This is a genomic window from Catonella massiliensis (assembly GCF_016651435.1).
Classification (GTDB): domain Bacteria; phylum Bacillota; class Clostridia; order Lachnospirales; family Lachnospiraceae; genus Catonella; species Catonella massiliensis.
The window spans coordinates 1-23,129 of sequence record NZ_JAEPRJ010000001.1; the positions used below are offsets into that span (position 1 = coordinate 1).

Sequence of the window (23,129 nt, forward strand, 5' to 3'; positions counted from 1 at the left end):
GATTAAACTTAAGCCACTTGTAATTGACACTTATCTTGTTATATAATGAAATGTATATTTTTTGGATTTAACTTTATGTGGTAAAGGAAGAAACAGGATGAGCAATGAAGATGAATTTTTAAAAGAAATACGAAGCTCTCTGGCAGAGCAGGTAAAAAAGGAAATGGACGCTAAACAAAAGGGTGAAAGACATAATATGAATGATAAAAGAAAACCAAGGAAAAAGAAAAAGAAACTAAACATTTTTATTAAGGTACTCATAGTCCTCTTAGTTATCATACTGGCAGGCGGCTCGTTTCTTGTATTTACAAGACCGGGCAGGAAAATCATGTCAAATCTTGCGGTAGAGTGGGCTTACTGGAGGATGGGTAAGAATGCAAAAACTGATGATAAGCCTGCTAAGAACGCTTCGGGCTCGGCGGTTGAGACCAAGGAGGAAGAAGAGGAAGAAGGACTAAAGGTGGGTGAGATCACGGAGAACATAGACCCATCCAAGATGTCCGCTACATTTAGAAACGCACTTCACGAGGACGGAGTATATAACATCTTACTCCTTGGTGTAGAGGCTATAGGCAACAACAGCACAGCTTCAGGACGTACTGATTCCATCATGATAGCCACATTAAACACAAAGCAGAAGACCCTCGGCCTCACCTCTATTATGAGAGACAGCTATGTGACTATACCGGGCTTTTACAATACCAGAATCAATGCTGCATTTAACCACGGCGGAGTTCCTCTTATGTATGAGACCATAGCTTATAACTACGGACTAAGGCTTGACGGCTCTATCATAGTTAGCTTTAAGACATTTCAGAAAATTATTGATGACCTTGGAGGAGTTGATATAGAAATCACTCCGGGTGAGGCTCAGTACTTAAATACTACGAACTACATTTCAAAGAGGTCTAACCGTACCTTAAAGCCGGGAATGAACCACATGAACGGCAATCAGGCTCTTGGGTACTCAAGGGTAAGGAAGGTAGCTACTTTGGATGGCTCCAACAACGACCAGGGAAGAACCTCAAGGCATAGAAGGGTTATGGCGGCTATATTTAAGGAAGTGAAAAAGAGTAATCCTATTACTCTTGTAAAGCTGCTTGATACCGTATTCTCTCAGGTACAGACTGACATTAAGAAGAGCAACGCAAGTTCGTACCTCGCAGAGGTGATGGAGCTTAGCTTAGATGGTGTACCTCTCGATACTTTCAGGCTTCCAGCAGAAGGAACATATCAGGGTGCTTTGATAAATGGAGCGGCTGTTGTAACCTTTGACATTCCTAAGAATAAGGATGAACTGGCTAACTTTGTATTTGGCAGTCATAAAAAGCCTGCTACCGAATCAGCTATAAACGGCAATAAGAAAACGAAGAATAAGTAAAATACAAATCTAACCGATGCAGGGCAGCCTGTGTCGGTTTTCTGTAGGAAGGAGGACATATGGGTAATCTGTTGTTGATGTTTTCTATAATCATTTTTGCCTGTGTCCTTCTTGACAGAATATCAGCCAAGATAGGCATGCCAGTTCTTCTTGCATTTATTTTCCTGGGTATGCTGCTTGGATCTGATGGAATCTTAAGGATTCCTTTTGAAGACTATAAATTTGCGGAGAATATCTGTTCCATAGCTCTTATATTTATTATATTTTACGGAGGCTTTGGTACGGACTGGGAGCAGGCAAAGCCCGTAGCCCTTAAGTCAGGGCTCTTATCCACATTTGGGGTAGCTCTCACAGCATTTATAACTGCGGTATTTTGCCACTATGTGCTGGAATTTAGCTGGACAGTATCTCTGATACTAGGCTCTATATTAGGCTCCACAGATGCAGCCTCGGTCTTCTCCATACTTCGTTCCAGAAAACTAAACCTAAAATACAATACAGCGTCAATGCTTGAGCTTGAGAGCGGAAGTAACGACCCTATCGCATATATGCTTACCATACTCTTTATTCAGCTGTTACAAAGTAGTGAGAATGCATCAAATCCGGTTCTTTTGATACTAGGGCAGTTGGGCTTTGGCGTAGTAGTGGGAGTATTTGCAGCTCTTATCGCTATTTGGGTTCTACACAACATACTTACAGAGGCAGACGGCTTTGATACCATCTTTGTATTTGGCGTAGCCCTACTGTCTTATGCAGGAGCGGGTGCAATAGGTGGAAACGGGTATTTAAGTGCATATATCACAGGAATAATAATGGGTAACAGCCGTATCAGGGATAAGAAGAACCTGGTGCATTTCTTTGACGGAACTACAAGCCTTATGCAGATGGTTATCTTCTTCCTTTTAGGACTCCTGTCAAGCCCTTCAAAGCTCCCTGGGGTAGCGGCTCCGGCTATATTCATATTTTTATTTATGACATTTGTGGCAAGACCGCTTGCAGTAATAGCGATACTCGGCCCTTTTAAGAGTAAGGTAAATCAGATAGCTCTTGTGTCTTTTGCAGGGCTTAGAGGAGCGGCCTCCATTGTGTTTGCCATAATGGCTGTACTTGGCTCCGAACTTGACGAAAATCTCTTCCACATTACATTTTTTATAGTACTGCTTTCAATCATATTTCAAGGGGCATCCCTGCCGAAGATAGCAAAGCACCTTGACATGATAGACCACCAGGGAGACGTTATGAAGACATTTACTGACTATACTGAGGAGGTTCCTGTTCAGTTTATTCAGTTTACCATACCTGAAGGCCATTCCTGGGCGGGTAGGACACTTATGGATATAGAAACACCTCCCGAAACCATCATAGTTTCAGTACAAAATGAGTCGGGGACAAAGGTCCCAAACGGTCAGACAGTTCTAAATATAGGAGACAAGGTCATACTCTCAGCTGTTGTTCCGGAGCACATGACGGGCACAATGCTAAGTGAAATACATATCAACAAGACAAGCAGCTACATTGGCAAGGCAATCTCCGAGATACCTACTGATGATGACACATTGATAATACTAATTAAAAGAGGGGATGATGTCATTATCCCTAATGGAAATATAGTGTTAAATGAAGGCGATATGCTTGTGATGAACAGTGTAGTCAGGTAGACTAGAAAGGGAAATTATGTTTAAGACAGGATTTGACAACGACAAGTATCTGAAAATGCAGTCAGAAAGGATAATGGAGCGAATTAAGAGTTTCGGTGGAAAGCTCTATATGGAATTTGGAGGCAAGCTCTTTGACGATCACCACGCCTCAAGAGTGCTGCCGGGATTCAAGCCTGACAGTAAGATAAGGATGCTTACACAGATTAGGGAAGACGTAGAGGTAGTAGTAGTCATCAACTCTGCCGATATAGAGAAGAATAAGGTACGTGGTGACCTTGGCATAACCTATGACCTGGATGTACTGAGGCTTATAGATGCATTTAGAAGCTATGGCCTATATGTTGGAAGCGTAGTGCTTACAAGATTTGAAGGTCAGGAATGTGCCATCCAGTATCAGAAAAAGCTTGAAGCACTGGGTATAAAGGTGTACAGACACTACCCAATAGCAGGTTATCCAAACGATGTGCCTACAATCATAAGTGATGAAGGCTATGGTAAAAATGATTATATAGAGACAAAGCACTCCCTAGTAGTCGTTACAGCACCGGGACCTGGAAGCGGCAAGATGGCAGTATGCCTCTCACAGCTCTACCACGAGCATAAGCACGGTATCAAGGCTGGCTATGCCAAGTTTGAGACCTTCCCTGTATGGAATCTATCCCTGTCACACCCTGTAAACCTTGCCTATGAGGCGGCTACAGCAGACTTAAATGATGTAAACATGATAGATCCTTACCACCTTGAGGCTTATGGTCTTACTACAGTTAATTACAATAGGGATGTAGCAATCTTCCCTGTGCTTAACGCAATGTTTGAAAAGATATACGGTTCATCTCCATACAAATCGCCTACAGATATGGGAGTAAATATGGCTGGTAACTGTATATTTGATGATGAGGCTGTAAGGGCAGCAGCAAGCCAAGAGATAATAAGGCGTTACTTTAAGGAAAGATGTGAGCTAAGAAAGGGTAACAGCAAGGAAGAGGTGGTAGAGAAGCTTGAACTCCTTATGAAGAAGGCAGGAACCGGAGTACAGGATAGAAAATGTGTTGCCGCAGCCAACACCAATGCTGAGGTGACAGGAGAGCCTGCCAGTGCCATCGAGCTGGCTGACGGCAGCGTGGTGACAGGCAAGACTTCAGAGCTTATGGGAGCTACATCTGCTATGCTTCTTAATGCGCTTAAGAAGTTAGCGGGGCTTCCTGATGAGCTTCGTCTCATTTCTCCAAGTGTAATAGAACCTATTCAGCAGTTAAAGATAAAGCACCTTGGCAACCACAATCCAAATCTGCATATTGCTGAGATGCTGATTGCGCTCACCATTTGTGCAGGAACCGATGAAAATGCAGCAAAGGTGGTTGCAAAGCTTGATGAGCTTAAGGGCTGTGAGGCACATTCCTCAGTTATCCTTTCAAGTGAAGACCAGCGTACACTTGCAAAGCTTGGTATCAACCTCACCTGTGAGCCAAAGTATCAGACTAAGAAGCTATTTCACAACTAAGGATAGTAACTGCGTCATTTTGGTTTACCCGGCATCTTATATTTTGACAACTGTGTATAAATGAAAAATAATTTTTAACTTGAAATATATTTGACACATGTATATATTAGAATAATAATATTAAACAGTTTTAGGAGGAAAATTTATTATGGCTAAAGAATTAGGAGCAGAAAGCTTTGCATTAGATCTTGAATTTCTTATAGGAGAGTATGAGAAGAAGCTTAGTGCTGAGGATACAGAAGAAGGCAAGAAGCGTCTTGGTGAGCTTCTTGAGGCTTGTAAGTCATTAAATGGCAAGAGCCTTTCAGACTTACTTACACTTGTAGATACAGGAGCATTTAACAACGTTATTTCCGCATACTGTATGAAGGCTATGCAGGAGACAGGAAAGTCCGAATCAGAGTGTGAAGAAGTTCTTAACAAGCTTGAGGATCTTTATGACTATGATGCGGATAGTGTTGTAATTCCTATGCTCACAGTTGAGACTGATGAAGACGCAGAGTAATAAGTTTTACATTTTGAGGGATTAGATGTTTATTGATGAATTAATAGAGGGCTGTGAGTTAACGCTCACAGCGCGCTTTGGTTCTAAGACCGCAAGTTTTAGCTCTAAGGCAGTAGAGATAACCAGTCCGAAGGACAAGAAGGAGATATCCGGCTTTATTGAAAGACATGAAGGCGGTCTTTTTCCTTATGTGGTGGCAGAGATGTTTACCTTTAACGGACACCCTTTAAGCTTTGACAACAATGAGATATCCTGTGATTTTATCGGCATTTTGGATTCAAAGCCTTATGAATGGCACAATGTTAGGGTTTATAGGATTAATCTTGACAACTACGGGCCTGCACACCTTATTATCTCAGAGGATGATGCTGAGTCCTTCAATAGGAGAAACAGCTTTAGAGTTCCTCTTGCCAATGAATGCTACATAAAGCTTGGGAGCGATGATACGCTTAATAAGGCTAATTTGAAGGACCTTAGTTCAGTAGGTATTGGAATAGTTGTGCCTAAGTTTTTGTTTGTCGAGGCGGGAGAGGATATTCTCGTAACATTTTCAGACTATATGAAGATGTTTAAGGTAAAGAGTCCTGCGCGTCAGCCTGAAACAAAGATAGAGAAGGACATCGCAAGGTTTAAGAAGCAGATTTCCCTTATTGAGGCTATGAACGGTGGAGGCAGTGCCGAAAAGTCGGAAAAAGTTAACCAAAAAATCGAGTTTGTTATAAAAGCTAAGATAGTAAGGGTTGTAGATACAATCAACAGGAAAACCATAGGATGTAAGTTCTTAGCTATTAATCAGGAGCTTAGCAAATATGTAAATGAGAAGCAGATGGAAAAGCGCAGGGCTAAGAACAGGCCTTTGCAGTAAAGATAAATAGTGTTATGGATAACCGGTCGGCGTTGCAACTGACTGGTTTTTTTGTAAAAAATGAGCGAATTACAAATATTTTTGACACCCACATCATATAATTAAAGGAAAATGAGATGAAGGCAGGTAGAAATAAAACAATAGATTTATCTGTGGAAGAAGGAAATGAATATCTGAAAAAGTGCCTAATGCTGGATAAAAAGGCAGAATTACCGGATGTTTTGGATAAGACTATACTCGGGGATACTTTTGAAGTACTTAGGCTGTTGCCTAAAGAAAGTGTGGATTTGCTAATAGTGGACCCACCTTACAACCTCGATAAGGATTTCCATGGAAATAAATTTAAGAAAACCAGTGACGAAGCCTACTTGGAATATACGGAGAAATGGGTAGAGCTTGTAAAGCCCCTCCTAAAGGCGGATGCGACAGTCTATGTCTGCTGTGATTGGATTTCAAGCCCTTCTATATTTATGGTGCTTAAGGAGAATTTTCATGTGCAAAACCGCATAACCTGGCAGAGAGAAAAGGGCAGAGGGGCTCTTAGTAACTGGAAGAATGGTATGGAGGATATCTGGTTTGTGACGAATTCTGCTAAGTATACCTTCAATGTAGAAGCTGTTAAGATGAGAAGAAGTGTGATTGCGCCATATAAGGTGGATGGGAAGCCAAAAGACTGGGAGGAAACAGAGAATGGCAACTTTAGAAATACCTATCCTTCCAACTTTTGGGATGATATTTCCATCCCTTATTGGTCTATGTCTGAGAATACTGCTCATCCTACCCAAAAGCCGGAGAAGCTCTTAGCGAAGCTCATTCTTGCAAGCTCCAACGAGGGAGATGTGATTCTGGATCCTTTTTTAGGCTCAGGCTCTACCTCGGTAACTGCAAAGAAGTTAGGCAGACACTTTATAGGTATTGAGCAGAATGTGCAATACTGTATCTGGGCTGAGAAAAGACTGGAAATGGCTGAAGAGGATAAGACAATACAAGGCTATGCAGATGGCGTATTCTGGGAGAGAAATACGGGGAGGCTGCAAAGGAAGGGTAGGAAAAGAGAGTAAAAGCGTTTTTGGAAAGGTAAGAGGAAAGTTAATGGCTGCCCGTTGTGGGCAGCCATCTATTTTACCTTAAAAGGCTTGTAATTAGGGGATTCTTTAATGTAATCATCACAGCTGTGTGACACTTCGCCCTTTGACCAAAGTCCTGCTAAGTTGATTTGTCCTGAGCCGTATACTGCTTCTTTTGCACCGTCAATCTCAGGATTAACATATTTGCTAAACCAAGCTTCAAGCTCATATCTAAGCTCGGCGGCAAGCTCATCATGGCTATCTTTTAGCAGGAGATTGTTTTTTTCATCAGGATCATTTATTAAATCATACATTTCATCAGGTCCATAAGGATAGCGTTTTATGTACTTAAACTCCTTGTTTCTAATCATTCGATTTGGACCATATTCATCAAGAACAATGATTTTATCATCCTGCTCAAAGTCCAGTCCCTTTAAGGCGGCTGCAAAGCTTCTTCCCGGGAGGGTTTCATCCTCGTAATCTTCTATTCCTACATAGTTTAAGAGTGTCGGCATAAAATCATAGGCTGAAACAAGTGCATCACAGACCTTATTTTCAGGAATAATGCCTGGCTGTGAAGCAATGAAAGGCACTTTAACTGAGCTGTCATACATATTGATTGGAAAGGTACCATTTCCCTTACCCCAAAAGCCATGATGACCGCAGCTAAAACCGTTATCACTGGTAAACACAATAAGTGTATCCTCTCTGATTCCAAGGCTTTCGACCTTGTCTATTATTCTGCCTATATTGGCGTCCATAGCAGTAACAGCAGCAAAATAACCTATGAGGTTAGAACGCAGGTCTTTTGCCACCTCTTTAGTAAGATAAATACTGTCAGGATGCTCCTTCTCCTTTGGAATAGAGTCAAAAGGGCAGTCCTTGTACAAGTCAGTGTATTCTTTAGGATGGTTATTAACCCAGGGAGAATGTGGAGCAGTATAGCAGGCAGTAAGGTAAAATGGCTGTTTTCCGGCATTTTCATCGATAAATTCTAAGGCATCATCGGTTATCACATCAGTCACATACCGAGGTTCATTATATAGTACTCCGTCTTTATACAATGGTGCATTATAGTAAGGTCCACCGCCGGACTTGTGAGCAAACCAGTGGGAAAAACTCTTTTGAGGCTTGGCACTGTTTCCAAGATGCCATTTACCGGAAAGACCGCATATATAGCCGTTTTCAGCAAGTACATCTGTATAGGCTTTCATGCCACTAAGATATTCGATATCCTCCTGCTTTTTGTTGTCATTTCTTAGCCAGTCGTGAACGCCATGCTGAGAAGGGATTCTACCTGTTAGAAGTGAAGCCCTCGCTGGAGAGCATACAGGGGAGGCACAGAAGAAATTGTCAAATAACATTCCCTCACTTGCCAGTCTATCGAGGTTTGGGGTAATGATTTCCTTATTACCTGCACATCCCATAGACCACATTCCCTGGTCGTCAGATAAAATAAAAATAATATTAGGCTTTTTAGTATTCATATCAGTCTCCTGTAATGTATAGATAATGAACTGTAATGAATGAATTTGTCACAAAATGGCAAACCGTATCCATGCTAAATTATCATATAATAGCCCATCTTCAATGTCAATACTGTGTGAAAAAACGCAAATTATTAAAAGAAATGTCAAATAATTTATATAATAAAATTCAATTAAGATTTTGAAACATAATAATTTGAAAGAAAAGTAAAATAATTGCAAATAAAATATGGAGATATTCTATTATAATAATAAATAAGCAAGACACAAAGGATTATATGGGATAGTCCTCATGGCTTATAAAGGAGGAGAGTATTTATGAAAAAGATTTTAAAAAGAATTGCAGCATTGTCTATGGCATTAGCGTTGGTGGGATGTTCAAGTTCAGGGGGCAATACGGCTACTTCCACCGCATCAAAGCAGACAGGGTCAGCTGGTAGTGATTTACCGGTTTTGCGTGTTGCAATGATGCCTTTCATCACAAGCTTGCCAGCCAGATACATTAAGGTAAACAAGCTGGATGAAAAGAACGGATTTAGAATGGAGACCACAATGTATGCGACAGGCGCCCCAATGAATGAAGCCTTGGCTGCTGACTTGTGGGATGTTGGAGCAATGGGCGCCGCAGCGGTTACAGGTGTGGCAAACTATGATATGACCATTATAGGCGAGGTACTTGAGTCTCAGGATGGTCTTGGAGTATTTGTAAAGCCTGAGAGCAAAATAGCAACTGTAAAGGGATACAATCCATCATTTCCAAATGTATATGGAGATCCTGATACGGTAAAGGGTGCTAAAATCCTGTTGCCAATTGGAACTGCACAGCATTTTACAACATTAAAATGGCTTGAAAAGATTGGTGTTAAGGCAGAGGATGTAAACATCGTTAACATGGAAACTGCTCAGGCATATCAGGCACTTAAAGCAGATCAGGCTGATGCAGTTGCACTCAATATTCCTACATTCTTTGATGCAAAAAATGATGGTATGGTGCAGGTAGGTAACCTTGCTGATATGGGAACAAAATATGTGGACATGGTTACAGGTAACAAAAAGTCATTAGAAACAAAATCTGAAATTATCCAGAAGTACATAGATCTTCTTGCTGTAGCGGGAGCAGCACTTAATGCTGACCAGGATATGGCTACAAAGCTGATGATGGATTATTTGAAAGAAGCCGGAGCTGAAACATCAGAGGAAAGCGTTAGAGGAGATTTGGGCAGAGTTAAATTTATCGAAGCATCAGATTGGAAAAACAGAGAGCTTGGAAGCTTTGCTAAGGAACTGGGTGAATTCTATATTGGACTTGGGCAGCTTGATGCAAGCTTAATGGATAAGTTCAATACTAATATCATCAAAACTTATGTTGATGCTATTGACACAGCACAGGTTAAAACTAATTAAGATAATATGCGAATCTGATTAAAAATCTCTGTTGTTTCCGGAGATTTTTAATCATTTAAAACCAAAGTCTATGAATATAAGTAGAAAGGAATGAGTGCTAAAATGAAGAAAAAATCAGGGGATTTAAAATACAAACTCATTTCAATATTTACGGTTGTTATTGTTATTACGATATGGGAGCTTGTAACAGATGTTCTTAAAATAGTATCTCCTTTTATGTTACCAAGTCCGCTTAAAGTACTGAATACCTTTATCTATAAACTTACAGGAGGAACTACTCCGGACGGAGCCAATCTGATTCAGCATATTCTGGCGAGCTTAAAAATAGCTTTAGGTGGATATGCAGTAGGAGTATTTATAGGAGTTCCTTTAGGAATAGCTATGGCTTGGAGTCGTAAATTTGAAATGTTTGCGATGCCGCTATTCAATCTTATAAGACCTGTTCCTGCACTGGCTTGGATTCCGCTTATGATACTGTGGTTAGGTATAGGTTATCTGTCAAAGGTGGGAATTATATTCTTTGCAGCATTTATCAGTGCAACTATTAATTCCTATACAGGTATCAAAAAAACAAACCAGGTTCATCTTTGGGTTGCAAGAACATTCGGTGCAACGAATAGACAAATGCTATTTAAGGTTGCAATTCCAACAGCCCTGCCTATGATTTTTACAGGACTTAGACTGGCGTTAGGCTCTTCTTGGGTGGCCCTCATTGCTGCTGAAATGCTGGCGGCTACAAGAGGTGTAGGCTATATGATTTATGTCGGAAGAATGCTTGGACGACCTGACATTATTATCGTAGGTATGATTACTATTGGTGGAATCGGCTTAATTATGAGCTATGGACTGGAAAAATTGCAGAGAAAATACATAGGAAGGGGTAGAAAATGATGGGGAAATCTAAATTAGCTCGTAATATAAAAATGCAGACATTTTTGGCCGCCTTCATTGCAGTAGTGGGATTTTTGGCAGTATGGGAGCTGGTTGCCAGATTTACAAGTGCAAAGATGTTCTTACCACCTGCATCGGTTATCATAAGTGCATTTCTTACAAGTTTTGCAGTCCCTATAGGAAAATACACCATGCAGATGCATATTGCAATCAGCCTTTATCGTGTGCTGGTGGCATTTTCAATAGCAACAGTAACCGGAGTTTTTCTTGGAGTATTTATGGGTTATTCCAAGACTTTTGAGGCTATTTTTAAACCGCTTTTTGAATTTGTGAGACCTATTCCGCCTTTGGCTTGGATACCCATGTCTATTCTTTGGTTTGGAATTGGTGATGAAAGTAAGTGGTTTATCATCTTCTTAGGCAGTTTTACATTTATAACCGTAAATACCTATGATGGCACCAAAAATGTAGACAAGACCTTAATGGGTGCAGCCAGAATGCTTGGCGCAAGTGAAAGACAGGTGTTTACAAGAGTTGTATTGCCATCAGCAGTTCCTTATATATTTGCGGGGCTTCAAATTGCCATTACTGCAGGCTGGTCAGCGGTAGTTGCGGCGGAAATGATTCGTTCAGACGAGGGAGTAGGCTGGCTCATCGTAATGGGAATGTCAACAGGAAATACGATACAGATTATGGTGGGCATTGTTGCCATAGGTGCAATCGGATTCATACTTGCAACCTTAATGTCTGCCTTGGAAAGGAGATTGTGTCTATGGAATCAACAGCAGGGACTTTAAACAATGTACCTTTGATTTGTGATAATGTATCGAAAGAGTTTAACAGCTACGATGGAAGTGGTAAAAATGAGGTACTAAAAGATATTAGTTTTCAGGTAGAAAAAAATGAATTTTTGGTATTGTTTGGACCGGGACAGTGCGGTAAAACAACACTACTGAATATACTAGCGGGGCTTGAACTTCCCACTTCGGGTAAAGTATTATCCAACAACAAAGAGGTAAAAGCGCCTAGCCCTGAAAGGGGAGTGGTTTATCAAAAAACTGCATTGTTTCCGTGGCTTACGGTTATGGGAAATGTCGAATTTGGGCCAAGTGTACGTGGGTTTGAAAAGAAGAAGCGTAAGGAGCTGGCAGACCACTATATAGATCTGGTAGGATTAAAGGGCTTTGAAAAGAGTTATCCATCACAGCTTTCCGGTGGTATGCGTCAGCGCGTGGGTATAGCAAGGGCTTATTGCAATAACCCGGATATACTATTGCTAGACGAGCCATTTGGACATCTGGATGCCCAGACTCGCTACATGATGGAGGAAGAACTGCAGAGGATATGGCAGAAAGAGAAGAGAACGGTAGTATTTGTAACCAATAACATAGAAGAAGCTGTGTATTTGGCTGACCGAATCATACTCCTAACAAACTGTCCGTCAAAAATCAAAAAAGAATACAAAATTGACCTGCCTTTTCCAAGAGATTATGTTGATCCAAAGTTCTTGGAATTAAGAAAGGAAATTACGGAAAATATGGATAAATCTTTTTAGGAGGGAACGAGATGCAGGGTGATAGAGAAGCTAAGGTTAAAGTAATAAATCTTACAAAAAAGTTTGATGACCTCCTGGTATTAGATGACATTTCTTTTGAAGTAAAAAAGGGTGAATTTCTATGTATTGTGGGGCCAACAGGATGTGGCAAAACGACTTTTTTGAATAGTATAACAAAACTATACAAGCCTACTTCAGGAGAAATCCTTGTTAACAATGAGCCTGTAGACTTAGATAAACATAATGTAGCTTATATATTTCAGGAATATTCGACCATGCCTTGGCTTACAGTTGAAGAGAATGTTCGATTTGGACTTGAAATTAAGCATGTTGCAAGGGAAAAGGCGAATAAGCTTGTTGATGAATACCTTGAAATAGTGGGGTTAACAAAATTCCGTAAATACTATCCTGAACAGCTTTCAGCAAGTATGCTGCAGAGAGTAGTTATTGCAAGGGCATTTGCAACAGAACCGGAACTGCTGCTTATGGATGAGCCATACGGACAGCTTGATATTGAGCTTCGCTTCAAGCTTGAGGATGAGCTGCTTAATCTATGGCAGAGAACAGGTACTACAGTAATTTTCATTACACACAACATTGAAGAAGCTGTTTATCTTGGAGAGAGGATACTAGTGCTAACCAATAAGCCTACCAAGATAAAGGAAGAAATCATCAATGATTTGCCTCGCCCACGAGACATAGCCTCACCTGACTTTGTTAAACTTCGTAATGAGGTAACTGACTTGATAAAGTGGTGGTAATCGTAGAGATACTGATAATTAAATAGAGATAACATATAAGGACTGCCGACTTTGGCAGTCCTTATATATTTAGTCAATGTTGAATAAGTACAAAATAGTTATATTAGTTTAACATTGTCCTTTCATTCTGATAATGCCAAAATATTCCTACCTTCTAACCGCAAAAAATGCTATACTAGGGTAAAGGAGAATATTAGGTACCACAAAAGGAGGCTGGCTATGAAAAATAAGGGGTTTATAGCGCTTTGTATGATACTGTTTTTAGCAAGTGATATATTTAAGCTGACGGCTCTTGCTAATTCTGCAAGGAGAATCTGGTATGGAGTAGATATGACGGGGACTGTGGTAAAGGGTGAAAACTGTCCGATAGAAGTGGAAGATGAGCAGCTAACCTTTGATATATCAGAATTTCCTAATAGCTACTATGAAAAAAAGGAGATTTTTTAAAATATAATGGCAAGGTAACTGCAAAATATACATTTTACAATCCTGCAGATTATAAGGTAACTGCAAAGCTTGTGTTTCCGTTTGGATATTATCCGGAATATGGACCTGAAGAATACGATGAAGAAAATCAGGTGTACAAAAGAATAGACGATACTGCAAAGTTTGATATAAAAATAAATGATAAGGAAATCAAAAAAAATCTGAGGCATAGTCTTTATTATAGCGACTTTGATTTTGATATTCATAAGGAAATGAGCTTTCTTATTGATGGCTATATAAAGGATGATTTTTATTCTCCTGAACTTCCCGTAACAAAATATGTCTATGAGATAGGTGGAGTAGATAAAGAGCTCTATAAATTAGCGACAGCCGGTATAGAGGTTCCTTCCTTTGATGGTAAAAGGAAATACTATCTTGAACAATCCTATGGTTTTACTACTGATGATAAAGGAGGAGCCAGGATAGGTATAACTGCAGAAAATGGGAAAGAGGTAGAGTTGTATGTAATAGGTGAGCCTACCAAAGAGATGCCGGAGTGGAAATTTTATGAAAGCAGTAGTAATGAAAGCAAAGAAATAAAGGGAGAAATGCAGCTTAAATCCACTTCTAAGATGACATTTAAGGAATTTGCTTTAACTAGCTATGACAAGGGCGGACAGATATTAGAGTCTGATTGGTACAATATTATTGTTGAATTATATAAGCAGGCTACAGTAGAAAATTCAGGTGCTATATTTATATCTGTGTATGATACCGGAGAAAGACTAAAATCTCTTCTTCGTTGGTATGAGTATGAAATAACCCTGGCTCCCGGAGAAAAGATAACTAATACGATAGAAGCGCCAATGTATCCAACAATAGACGAAGAATATGATCCCGACATTTATAGATACAACTATCTTCTTTCCCCTGCATCAACCTGGGCGAAGTTTGGGAATTTGAATGTAGATATAAATACGCCGTTCTACCTGATTGATAACAGTCAAGATGGATTTACCAAAACCAAAACGGGCTATAATTTTAAGTCTAGCGGACTTCCTGAAGGAGAGCTCAGGTTCTCTCTAAGTGCAGTCGAAAAACCTGAAAGAAAAAGTAATATAGGCACATTTTATATTCTTGGAATGTTGATGTTTGGCTTGTTACAAATTTTGCCCATTATCGTGGGTGTAGTGACTGTAGTCGTACTGGTGGTTGTTTGGGTGAGGAAGAGGAGGAGAGAGTGAAATTATCTAAAAAAATTTTTTATTTTAATATATTCTTATTGGTACTAATGATTCTTCTACTAAGGGTAATAGGAAGATACTCACATCTGAATTAATAAAACAGATGGAATTGTATCAGTTTTATCTCGTGTATAAAATTTGTCACGCACTGCGTGACGAATTTAAAATAAAAAACTCTCGACTCCGTTGACAGGGCTAAAAGTACTAAATAAACATCTGCTTATATTGAGATTTCACAGGGGAATGCGTTGTGCTGAAAGATAAAAGAGTTATTATGGCATAATGAAATATACTCAATGTGAGGACAATCCGATACTCTTAACATAATATCATTACAAATCAAAGAAAATGTAATGATAACACTTGCAAAATTTTAGTTATCAGCATATAATAAGGACAATAGGAAGGAGTGTTAGATATGGCACATGCAGTAAATGTGAATTTTAGATTAGACGAAGATGTAAAAAGGAGTATGGAGCAGACTTGTTCTGAACTTGGACTTTCTATGAGTGCTGCGTTTACCATTTTTGCAAAGAAAGTCAGCAGAGAAAAGCGCATACCGTTTGAGGTGTCACTGGATCCATTCTATTCTGAAAATAATATCCGCTATCTTGAAAATATCGTACGAGATATAAAAGAAGGAAAGGCAAATTTTGCTGAACATGATTTGATAGAGGTAGACTAATGCGACTATTATGGGAAGATAGAGCATGGAACGATTATTTGTATTGGCAGACACAGGATAAGAAAACGCTGAAAAAGATAAATGCATTGATTAAAGACATTCAGAGAAGCACTTTTGAGGGTGTAGGCAAGCCTGAACCTTTAAAGGATAACTTGAGCGGTATGTGGAGCAGGCGCATTGATGATACTAATAGAATTGTCTATTACGAGAAAGATAGTATAATTTATATCGTTACATGCCGAGGGCACTATGAAGACTGAGAGGTCGGAATGGACAAGTTGATTAAAAAAAGTCAGTGCAAACTCATTATAATAATGCTTGTAGCTCTGACTTTTGTAATTGTAGTATTCTGTTATAGGCTGCTCATAAGGCAGGATACAATCAGCTCCATAGCATATTCCAGCTTAAAAAGCAAAGATGATTATAGAGTTTATATCAAGGAAGATGGTAAGTATGTGCCGTTCTTGGTTATTGACAATGGATATGAGAAAGGAAGTACCCTTCTTTTACGGGAGGAAATCCTAGCTGAAACAAAAAGGATGAATGAGTATAGCTCGTACTACAAAGACAGCGAAATAGACAGGTTCTTGAATGGTTCATATTATGAGAATCTTAAAGAAATTCACTCCCTTATAGAGAGTACTGCGGTTGAAATTTACTCAGATGCTTCAATTGGATGTTCAGGTGACGAGACTGAAAATATAAACAGGAATATATTTTTGCTCTCAGATAAGGAACTATCATATGGTTATGGAATAGAAGGTAAAGCACTGAGGTATTTTAGAAATCCGGATAACAGACTTAGTTATTTAGATGGGACTCCGATGGGATGGTTGCTAAGAACCCCTGTGACATCATATCTTTCTGCAGTGTGTGAAGTAAGTTTTGATGGAAAACTTAGTCTTGGCAATTCTTTTGGTAAACATGGAATCCGCCCAGCCTTTTGTGTCGATTCTTTAGCAAAAATAAAGAAAAAAGCGGGAATCATTGAGGGGAAAGAGGTCTATGTGTTGGAGTAAGGACTTTTACCTACTTCTTCAAGCAATGTATATACTCCACGACCTCGCTGCCTGCTATCCTCCTATTTTCGTCTTTGTCAGCCTTAAACCTCTTGTATTCCCTGGTAAACACGCTATAATCTCCGTAAGCAGACATAATATCTCTTATGGTGTCAGCAGACATAAGGCCTTCGTTGTTGTAGCTTAGGAAAATATAGCCAAAATCAGCATTTTTAATAAGTGTATCAAGGACGGCAGAGGCTGTACGCTTCGAGCAGAAGCTGCTCTTTTGCTGCTCATAGTCACGAAGACCGGTTATGCCACGAAGAGCAGGATTGTCGTACTTTGCTATGGTTTCAAGGATGTGGTAATTGGCAGAATACTGCCTTGTATTATATGGCGGATCAAGGTAGAGGATGTCGCCACTTATTTTCTTTATTAGAACATTTACATCTTCGTTATATACTTTGCCGGCTTGCCCGGAAATGACGGGCAGCAGGGATAGTGTGAAATCCTTTGCTGCTGATTTTTTGATGTGTTTTAAAAAGGCTGCGTAGACAGAAGCCGTATTTGCATATTTATCTATTGAATTGATAAGGCTTGCAAGATAGTAAAAATACTCTGCATCACCCATTTCCCCTGAGCTATGTGCTTCTTCCAAAAAAGTTCTGATAGCATCACATTTTTTTCCGTTACTGTCTGTAAAATAATTCCTCCCAGATCCTGAACCCTCGCAGTAATTATTGTAAATGAAGCCTTTAAGGGGCTTAAGAGAATTAAGCACTACTCCTAATTCATTATTTAACGGAGGGACATTTTCGATAAAATGCTTGTTTAGGACATAGCTGTAGTACTGTATATCATTTGCAATCACATAGGCACCCTTTCCCTTATATGCACTTCCTACCACTCCTGTACCTGCAAATATATCGGCAAAGACATAATTATCCCCTGTTTTATATCCGCTGACATTTTCAATGACATTTTCAATAAAATCCAGAAGTGAGTACTTTGAACCTATGTAATTCATTGCTTATCCCCCATTTTTATATAAGTCTACAAATAAGAAGAATAACATATTTTTACGGAAAAATAAACTGTCTGGTGGATGAATTATATGGAGTGAAAGGTGAAAATGTGATGTAAGCGTTGAAGATGATGTTGGAATAGAGATTAAAATATTATATACTTGTAGTGATGTTTATATTATTGCAAGAGTGGGAAAACAAATCTGTACTGCAGGGGACAGATATTTCATATATCCATATCATTTAAGTAAAAGGAGAATAACATTATGAAGGCAAAAGCAGGGGATGTGTACTGTGTTTACAATGAGAAATTAAAAAAATATACGGCTTGTCAGATAACCAAGGTAGAAGATAAAGATGGAAAACAGATGGCAGTAAAGCTGTCTCTTGACTGGTCTGGAGAGGAGCCGCTTAAAGAGGCAGAACTGTCGGAGTTAAAGCCGCTTTATGTTGATTATATGTATTGGGACAATAGCCTAGACATGAATAATGTGGAAGTAGATGTTCCGGAAAAATATATTTTTGTAGGAAATGTGGCTCCTATAATGGATGAGAGCTCAGATTCGTATTCATATGGCTGGGGTAGTGGCGACATAGTATACAGACAGTTAAGATGGCAGGATATCCCGAAGGCGAAGAGAGATGCCTTTAAGGCAGCAGATAAAAGCGAAGAAAAGGTGATGTTTGAGGGAGAGGAATGTAGAATATCAAGGAGAAATATGAGTGATGAGTGGATTCACTTTGAAGATGTGCTTAGTCTTAGGGTTTTTCCTTGTTTAAGCCACCTCACCTTACATAAATGGTATAAAAACCTATATGAATATTTAGAGGGCTATCCCTTCTTAAGAGAGTTGGAGCTTAATAATCATGGGCAGAAGGAGCTTGATTTCTCAAAAAGCTATATAGACAGGCTTTCCGTTGATATGACAGGGGTAGAAGAGCTTGTATTAAATGACGGTATGGAGCATCTTATTTTGTTCGGCGAAGTTTCAGACAACTGCAAGATAAGGACTGAGGATAATGGGAGGACCCTGATTCTATATGTTGACGGAAAGCTTCCAAGGCTGTCAGGTCTTGATAACTTAGGGAGCTTGCATATTAGAAGTATAATGGAACTTGATATAGAGGAGGTTTTGTCTCAGTATCCTGACCTTTTGGAATTAAGGCTTTGGGGGAAGCCCGGCAATCTGATTAACTTTGATAAGCTATCAGGATTTAGCAAGCTGAGGTTCTTTTCCACTATGGAATTGTTTGGTTTCTCTGAGAAGGATATTCCGGAGCCTGAGTGTTTCCCTAATCTTTGCAGCCTGTGGATGGACAGCCTGCCTGAGGACGCAGCTAAGATGGTGAAGAAACTTTATAAAAACCGTGCTAAAGAGGGACTACACCTTTGGATTACGAAGGCAAGAAAACCTGAATGGCTGGCACAAAACCTAGACAACCCATTCCGCTCATGGGATGGCAGAGAGGGCATCACTCCTTCAAATGCCAAAAAGGCTGCTGACATCTACAGAAAGACAAGGGCTCAGGTGGTAAAACTCATAGAGGGACCTACATCAGACTTTGAGCAGGATATCGAAGCCTTAGTAAGAACCTATGCAGAGGGCTTTAACAAGATGGATAAGCGAAAATACTTTATCACAACTATCGAAAGAGATGAGGTATTTGACGCTCTTTCAGACATCTTATGCCTGATTCCCGATGAATTAGGACTTGATAAGAATAGGATGATTGATATTTTTGATGATGTGAAGGAGTTTTAAGCCAAACTTTAGATTTTTAACATACGAAACTTTAGATTTAGATTATCCCATAGGGAACTTTTCGCAGATGAAGAACCGAAAAGTTCCCTAAAATCATTTCTGCCTAATTTTTACCTGTAACTGTATGAGTTTTACCTGCCTCCACTGTTTTTTTGCCAGATGGGGTGGAGACTAAGAGGCTGGTACCTGTATTGTTTGTGACTGTTATAGGTGTCTTGTAGTCAAGGGTTGTTATTTTAGAGTCCTTAGCTCCGCTATTTACTACAAGAGTAGTACGGGCATCGGCAAAAAGAGTGATGCTTTTATTTGCCGTGACCTTTGTCTCTTCTGCAGAATCATTTATGGCAACTACATCTTTCTTTTTATTTTTACCGCTTATCCTAATATCTGACTTTGCAAGTACGTAGATATTGCAAGGTTCTTTTTTGCTATCTGATACAAAATCAAGCTTAGCAGGATTTTCAAGGAAGACAGTATGTACAATAGCTTTCTTTCCTGAAGATTTAAGGGATATTTTAGCATTGTCTTTTCGCGCATAGAGGTAAGACAACTGTCCTGCGACACCGATTTTCACTGCCTTAGAGCCTGTTATTATCACTGAATTAAGGGAACTGCCCTCTGATACCTTAAGTGATAGGCCATCTCCTACACTTTCAAGATTCTTACCGAAATTCCCCTTTGGTATGGTAAACTTAGCCTTGCCCTGTACAATGATATCATTTACCTTTTTATTTTTAAGCAAGGCTACAAGTAAGGCCTGTGTAGTGGCATAGCCCTTATTATCTACCTTAACATTTGCTTTAAGAGTGTATTTAAGCTTGTTCTTGTTGTAGACTTTAGCGTAAACAACAGTCTTTCCGCTGGAATTTCCTTTTACAACACCTTTTAATGACACAGTGGCTATTTTCTTGTTTCCTGCTGACCATTTAACAGTAAGTTTCTTATCAAGACCTTTTATTTTTAAGCTGTATCCCTGTTCTATGTGAAGATTTATGGATGATTTATTTAGCTTAGGTTTAGCGGCCTGCACCGGAGCGGTCCAAAGAAGTCCTGTCATCAAAAGCATTGCTATAGTTAATATGGAAAGTATACTTAATTTTTTCATAGTTCCTCCTTTTTGGTATATCTTAATTGTAGCATTAAAACGCGGGGACTACAATAACCTAAGATATATTTGAAATATGATTTTGGTGCTATATAAAATGAGTAAAATTTTAAGTTGAATTTAACAACATTTATTGTATAATATAATAAGGATGACTAACTATATTTTGCCTATCTCATAAGGTTATTTTGTGTTGGTCAGCCGGGCTAAAGCTTGATGATATTAAGGATTAAGAGAGGAGTTGCATAATATGGCAAATATACTACCTGTATCTGATTTGAGAAATTATAATGAGGTATTGAAGAATTGTCACAAGGGAGAACCAGTATACTTAACCAAGAATGGCAGGGGACGCTATGTGGTTTTGGATATTGAAGATTATGAACGTGAACAAGCGGAAAAGAAGCTTTTGATGAAACTTCATGAAGCTGAAGAGGCTGTGAAAGACGGAGAGGGTTGGCTTAATCTCGCAGAACTAAAAAAGATAATGGGGTAAGAAAATGCTAAAACTAAGGATTAATCCTCTTGTTGTAGAGGACTTAAGGAATATTCGTGATTATATAGCAGAAGACAATGAAAAGTATGCAGCTAAAACAATAGAAGAAATATATGGAAAATTTGAAAATCTTCAGTTATTCCCTGAGATGGGGACAAATCTTTCAAAGAGGGTACGTTTTAAGACGGATTACAAATATGTGGTATGGGAAGACTATGTAATTATTTATAAGGTTAATGAAGGCTATGTAGAAATCTATCGCGTGTTAAACAGGTATCAAGATCTTACAAGGATTTTTGAGTGATATACTAATATCGTATGTTTGCGCATTTTTCCACACTTTAAACAGCAATCAAAAACATTTTTCTGACCTTTTCAATGCCAATCAAAAACATTTTTTCGACTTTTTTAGAACAAAATTACACATTTTTCCGAATCACTTCCTCTTTACATTTCCCACTGTTTTCGTATAAAATTACATAGGAGTTTTAGTAGCATAACAACAAGGCAAAGGATGGTGTTAGACGTGAAGCTGGATATTAAAACAATAAGCAGGGAAGTAGTAAAAAATATATATCAAAATAAATTCGGATATTATACAAAGGCTGTCATATTGCAGCTTTTTTTGGCAACTGTTGGGAGCTATTCACTGAGGTTTATATTCAAACTCATACTTATGAGTGCCGGGCAGGATAATTTTACCACTCACAACGTGATATCTATACTCAGTGCACCGCTTAGCATACCCCTTTTATTTGTCTTTGTAATCCTTCTAAGTATGCTTACATTATTTGAATTTTCTGTACTTACGCTGATGGTTTACAGTTCATACAAAAATGAAAAGATTCTTTGGCGGGATAGTCTTACCAAGGAATTTATAAAATGGAAGAACTTTAGCCCAAAGCAGTTATTTTTGTTTGTCATATATTTCATACTGATGATACCTATGTCAAACCTCGGGCTAAGCTCTGCATTTTCGGAAAAATTCTTCATACCTACGTTTATCACTGAGGAGCTTATGAAGATGAAGAACGGTGTGGTTGTATACATAGCATTTCTTGTGATATGTGGGTACATCAACATCAGACTGATTTTTACCATCCCTCTAACTGTCATTAATAACCAGCCTTTTTCAACCAACATGAAAAAAAGTCTTGAAATTACCAAAAAGGGAAAGATTAGACTGCTGTTTATGTGGTTCAGGCTTGAAGCTGCCCTGGTCTTAATCGGAGGTATTTTACTCTGGGTTAACACTTTGGTGTTTGAGCTTCTTGATTCATCTGGAAAAGAAATAGTATATAATAATTTATTTTATATCATTTCGCGCATCATTTTATTCTTCTTTATAATAGTATCTAAGCTGATTCTTATATCTTCAATAGTGAAGATAATAAGTGACAGGGGAGAAAAGCTCTTTTTTAAAACAGCTCCCAGGGTGGATAATGAGATAAGAAAGCGTAAAAAGCTTGCGGCTGTAACGAGTGTAATAATGATAATTATATTTGGTCATATGGGCTACCAGATGTTTTCTACAGAGATAAATAAAAATGTGCTGATTATAGCACACAGAGGCTATAGTGAGATGGGAGTTGAGAACTCTCTGGAGTCCCTTGCGGGTGCTAAAAAGGTAGGTGCGGATTACGTAGAGCTTGATATACAGTTAACAAAGGATAATAAATTTGTGGTAATGCATGATTTCAATCTCAAAAGGCTGGCGGGGGTTGATAAGATGGTAAAGGACTTGACCTTTGACGAGATAGAAAAGCTTACCATAAGTCAGGGAAATTTTAAGAGCCATATCCCATCCTTTGAGGAATTTGTTAATCGTGCAAAGGAGCTTAATATCAAGCTTTTGGTGGAGTTAAAGCCTCATGGAGGGGAGCCTGATAACTACGCCGATCTTTTTATAAATGAAATGAAGAGGCTTGGTGTAGAGAAGACTTACAAAACTATGTCCGGAAATCTTGATATAATGGAGCAAATCGAAAAAAAAGATCCTGAGATAGAGACAGGTCACATTATTGCCCTGCAGTTTGGCAATTTCTCAGATGAAAAGGTAGATTTCTTTGTACTGGAAGACTTTTCATTTAATGACATATTAAGTGCTGACGCCAAGAAAAAGGGTAAGGACATTTTTGTATGGACCATAGATGACAGTGAAAATATAGTAAAATACCTACATAAGGATGTTGCGGGCATCATTACTGATTATCCTGATATGGTAAAGGAAGAGATAGAAAACGAGGAAGACAGCTATTTTGAGAAGCTAACAAGATTGTTGTATCAAAATATAAAATAACTATGAAAGG

The 23,129-nt window shown here is 39.0% G+C and carries 23 protein-coding genes; 20 read left to right on the plus strand and 3 right to left on the minus strand.

Annotated elements, in window-relative coordinates; all coding sequences use genetic code 11:
* Positions 1-97 precede the first annotated feature (97 nt).
* The 6 genes from JJN12_RS00005 (at position 98) to JJN12_RS00030 (ending at position 6,971) form a co-directional block, all read left to right on the plus strand.
* Entirely contained in the window at positions 98-1,381 is a 1,284-nt protein-coding gene (locus tag JJN12_RS00005; RefSeq protein ID WP_208427761.1) for an LCP family protein, read from the plus strand.
* Positions 1,382-1,440: 59 nt separating this feature from the next.
* Positions 1,441-3,039, plus strand: a complete 1,599-nt coding sequence (locus tag JJN12_RS00010; RefSeq protein ID WP_208427762.1) for a potassium/proton antiporter — start codon at positions 1,441-1,443, stop codon at positions 3,037-3,039.
* Positions 3,040-3,055: 16 nt separating this feature from the next.
* Positions 3,056-4,540 (plus strand): DUF1846 domain-containing protein, encoded by a 1,485-nt coding sequence (locus JJN12_RS00015; RefSeq protein WP_208427763.1) that lies wholly within the window; start codon positions 3,056-3,058, stop codon positions 4,538-4,540.
* A 148-nt stretch (positions 4,541-4,688) separates the two neighbouring features.
* Positions 4,689-5,045 carry a hypothetical protein gene (locus JJN12_RS00020; RefSeq protein WP_208427764.1) on the plus strand — a complete coding sequence of 119 codons (357 nt, stop codon included), beginning with the start codon at positions 4,689-4,691 and terminating at the stop codon, positions 5,043-5,045.
* Positions 5,046-5,070: 25 nt separating this feature from the next.
* Positions 5,071-5,910 (plus strand): PilZ domain-containing protein, encoded by an 840-nt coding sequence (locus tag JJN12_RS00025; RefSeq protein ID WP_208427765.1) that lies wholly within the window; start codon positions 5,071-5,073, stop codon positions 5,908-5,910.
* Positions 5,911-6,026: 116 nt separating this feature from the next.
* Positions 6,027-6,971 (plus strand): DNA-methyltransferase, encoded by a 945-nt coding sequence (locus JJN12_RS00030; RefSeq protein WP_208427766.1) that lies wholly within the window; start codon positions 6,027-6,029, stop codon positions 6,969-6,971.
* A 56-nt stretch (positions 6,972-7,027) separates the two neighbouring features.
* On the opposite strand, the gene JJN12_RS00035 is transcribed toward JJN12_RS00030, so the two are convergent.
* Positions 7,028-8,464 (minus strand): sulfatase-like hydrolase/transferase, encoded by a 1,437-nt coding sequence (locus tag JJN12_RS00035; RefSeq protein WP_208427767.1) that lies wholly within the window; start codon positions 8,462-8,464, stop codon positions 7,028-7,030.
* A 318-nt stretch (positions 8,465-8,782) separates the two neighbouring features.
* On the opposite strand from JJN12_RS00035, the gene JJN12_RS00040 reads away from it, so the two are divergent.
* From JJN12_RS00040 to JJN12_RS00085, 10 genes are all read left to right on the plus strand, one after another.
* Entirely contained in the window at positions 8,783-9,868 is a 1,086-nt protein-coding gene (locus JJN12_RS00040) for an ABC transporter substrate-binding protein (RefSeq protein WP_208427768.1), read from the plus strand.
* Positions 9,869-9,970: 102 nt separating this feature from the next.
* Positions 9,971-10,759, plus strand: a complete 789-nt coding sequence (locus JJN12_RS00045; protein WP_208427769.1) for an ABC transporter permease — start codon at positions 9,971-9,973, stop codon at positions 10,757-10,759.
* Positions 10,756-11,556 (plus strand): ABC transporter permease, encoded by an 801-nt coding sequence (locus tag JJN12_RS00050; protein WP_208427770.1) that lies wholly within the window; start codon positions 10,756-10,758, stop codon positions 11,554-11,556. Before JJN12_RS00045 ends, JJN12_RS00050 begins: the two co-directional genes overlap by 4 nt.
* Positions 11,532-12,314 (plus strand): ABC transporter ATP-binding protein, encoded by a 783-nt coding sequence (locus JJN12_RS00055; protein ID WP_208427771.1) that lies wholly within the window; start codon positions 11,532-11,534, stop codon positions 12,312-12,314. Before JJN12_RS00050 ends, JJN12_RS00055 begins: the two co-directional genes overlap by 25 nt.
* Positions 12,315-12,325: 11 nt before the next feature.
* A complete protein-coding gene (locus JJN12_RS00060) occupies positions 12,326-13,075 on the plus strand; it encodes an ABC transporter ATP-binding protein (RefSeq protein ID WP_208427772.1) in 750 nt (249 codons plus the stop codon).
* A 219-nt stretch (positions 13,076-13,294) separates the two neighbouring features.
* Entirely contained in the window at positions 13,295-13,522 is a 228-nt protein-coding gene (locus tag JJN12_RS00065) for a hypothetical protein (protein ID WP_208427773.1), read from the plus strand.
* A 71-nt stretch (positions 13,523-13,593) separates the two neighbouring features.
* Positions 13,594-14,745 (plus strand): hypothetical protein, encoded by a 1,152-nt coding sequence (locus JJN12_RS00070; RefSeq protein WP_208427774.1) that lies wholly within the window; start codon positions 13,594-13,596, stop codon positions 14,743-14,745.
* Positions 14,746-15,163: 418 nt separating this feature from the next.
* Positions 15,164-15,430, plus strand: a complete 267-nt coding sequence (locus tag JJN12_RS00075; protein ID WP_208427775.1) for a type II toxin-antitoxin system RelB/DinJ family antitoxin — start codon at positions 15,164-15,166, stop codon at positions 15,428-15,430.
* Entirely contained in the window at positions 15,430-15,690 is a 261-nt protein-coding gene (locus JJN12_RS00080) for a Txe/YoeB family addiction module toxin (RefSeq protein WP_208427776.1), read from the plus strand. Before JJN12_RS00075 ends, JJN12_RS00080 begins: the two co-directional genes overlap by 1 nt.
* 9 nt (positions 15,691-15,699) lie before the next feature.
* On the plus strand, positions 15,700-16,449 hold the full coding sequence (locus JJN12_RS00085) for a DUF6273 domain-containing protein (RefSeq protein ID WP_208427777.1): 750 nt from the start codon (positions 15,700-15,702) through the stop codon (positions 16,447-16,449).
* A 10-nt stretch (positions 16,450-16,459) separates the two neighbouring features.
* On the opposite strand, the gene JJN12_RS00090 is transcribed toward JJN12_RS00085, so the two are convergent.
* Complete coding sequence (locus JJN12_RS00090; protein ID WP_208427778.1) at positions 16,460-17,458, minus strand: DNA adenine methylase; 999 nt, start codon at positions 17,456-17,458, stop codon at positions 16,460-16,462.
* 264 nt (positions 17,459-17,722) lie between these two features.
* On the opposite strand from JJN12_RS00090, the gene JJN12_RS00095 reads away from it, so the two are divergent.
* Positions 17,723-19,219 (plus strand): gliding motility protein, encoded by a 1,497-nt coding sequence (locus tag JJN12_RS00095; RefSeq protein WP_208427779.1) that lies wholly within the window; start codon positions 17,723-17,725, stop codon positions 19,217-19,219.
* A 103-nt stretch (positions 19,220-19,322) separates the two neighbouring features.
* Here the strand turns inward: JJN12_RS00095 and JJN12_RS00100 are convergent, their stop codons facing one another.
* Entirely contained in the window at positions 19,323-20,324 is a 1,002-nt protein-coding gene (locus tag JJN12_RS00100) for a hypothetical protein (protein ID WP_208427780.1), read from the minus strand.
* A gap of 250 nt (positions 20,325-20,574) precedes the next feature.
* Here JJN12_RS00100 and JJN12_RS00105 point away from each other — a divergent pair, with 250 nt between their 5' ends.
* The 3 genes from JJN12_RS00105 (at position 20,575) to JJN12_RS00115 (ending at position 23,119) form a co-directional block, all read left to right on the plus strand.
* Positions 20,575-20,820, plus strand: a complete 246-nt coding sequence (locus JJN12_RS00105; protein ID WP_208427781.1) for a type II toxin-antitoxin system prevent-host-death family antitoxin — start codon at positions 20,575-20,577, stop codon at positions 20,818-20,820.
* A 4-nt stretch (positions 20,821-20,824) separates the two neighbouring features.
* On the plus strand, positions 20,825-21,124 hold the full coding sequence (locus tag JJN12_RS00110; RefSeq protein ID WP_208427782.1) for a type II toxin-antitoxin system RelE/ParE family toxin: 300 nt from the start codon (positions 20,825-20,827) through the stop codon (positions 21,122-21,124).
* A 222-nt stretch (positions 21,125-21,346) separates the two neighbouring features.
* A complete protein-coding gene (locus tag JJN12_RS00115; RefSeq protein WP_208427783.1) occupies positions 21,347-23,119 on the plus strand; it encodes a glycerophosphoryl diester phosphodiesterase membrane domain-containing protein in 1,773 nt (590 codons plus the stop codon).
* The last annotated feature ends 10 nt before the right edge of the window (positions 23,120-23,129 follow it).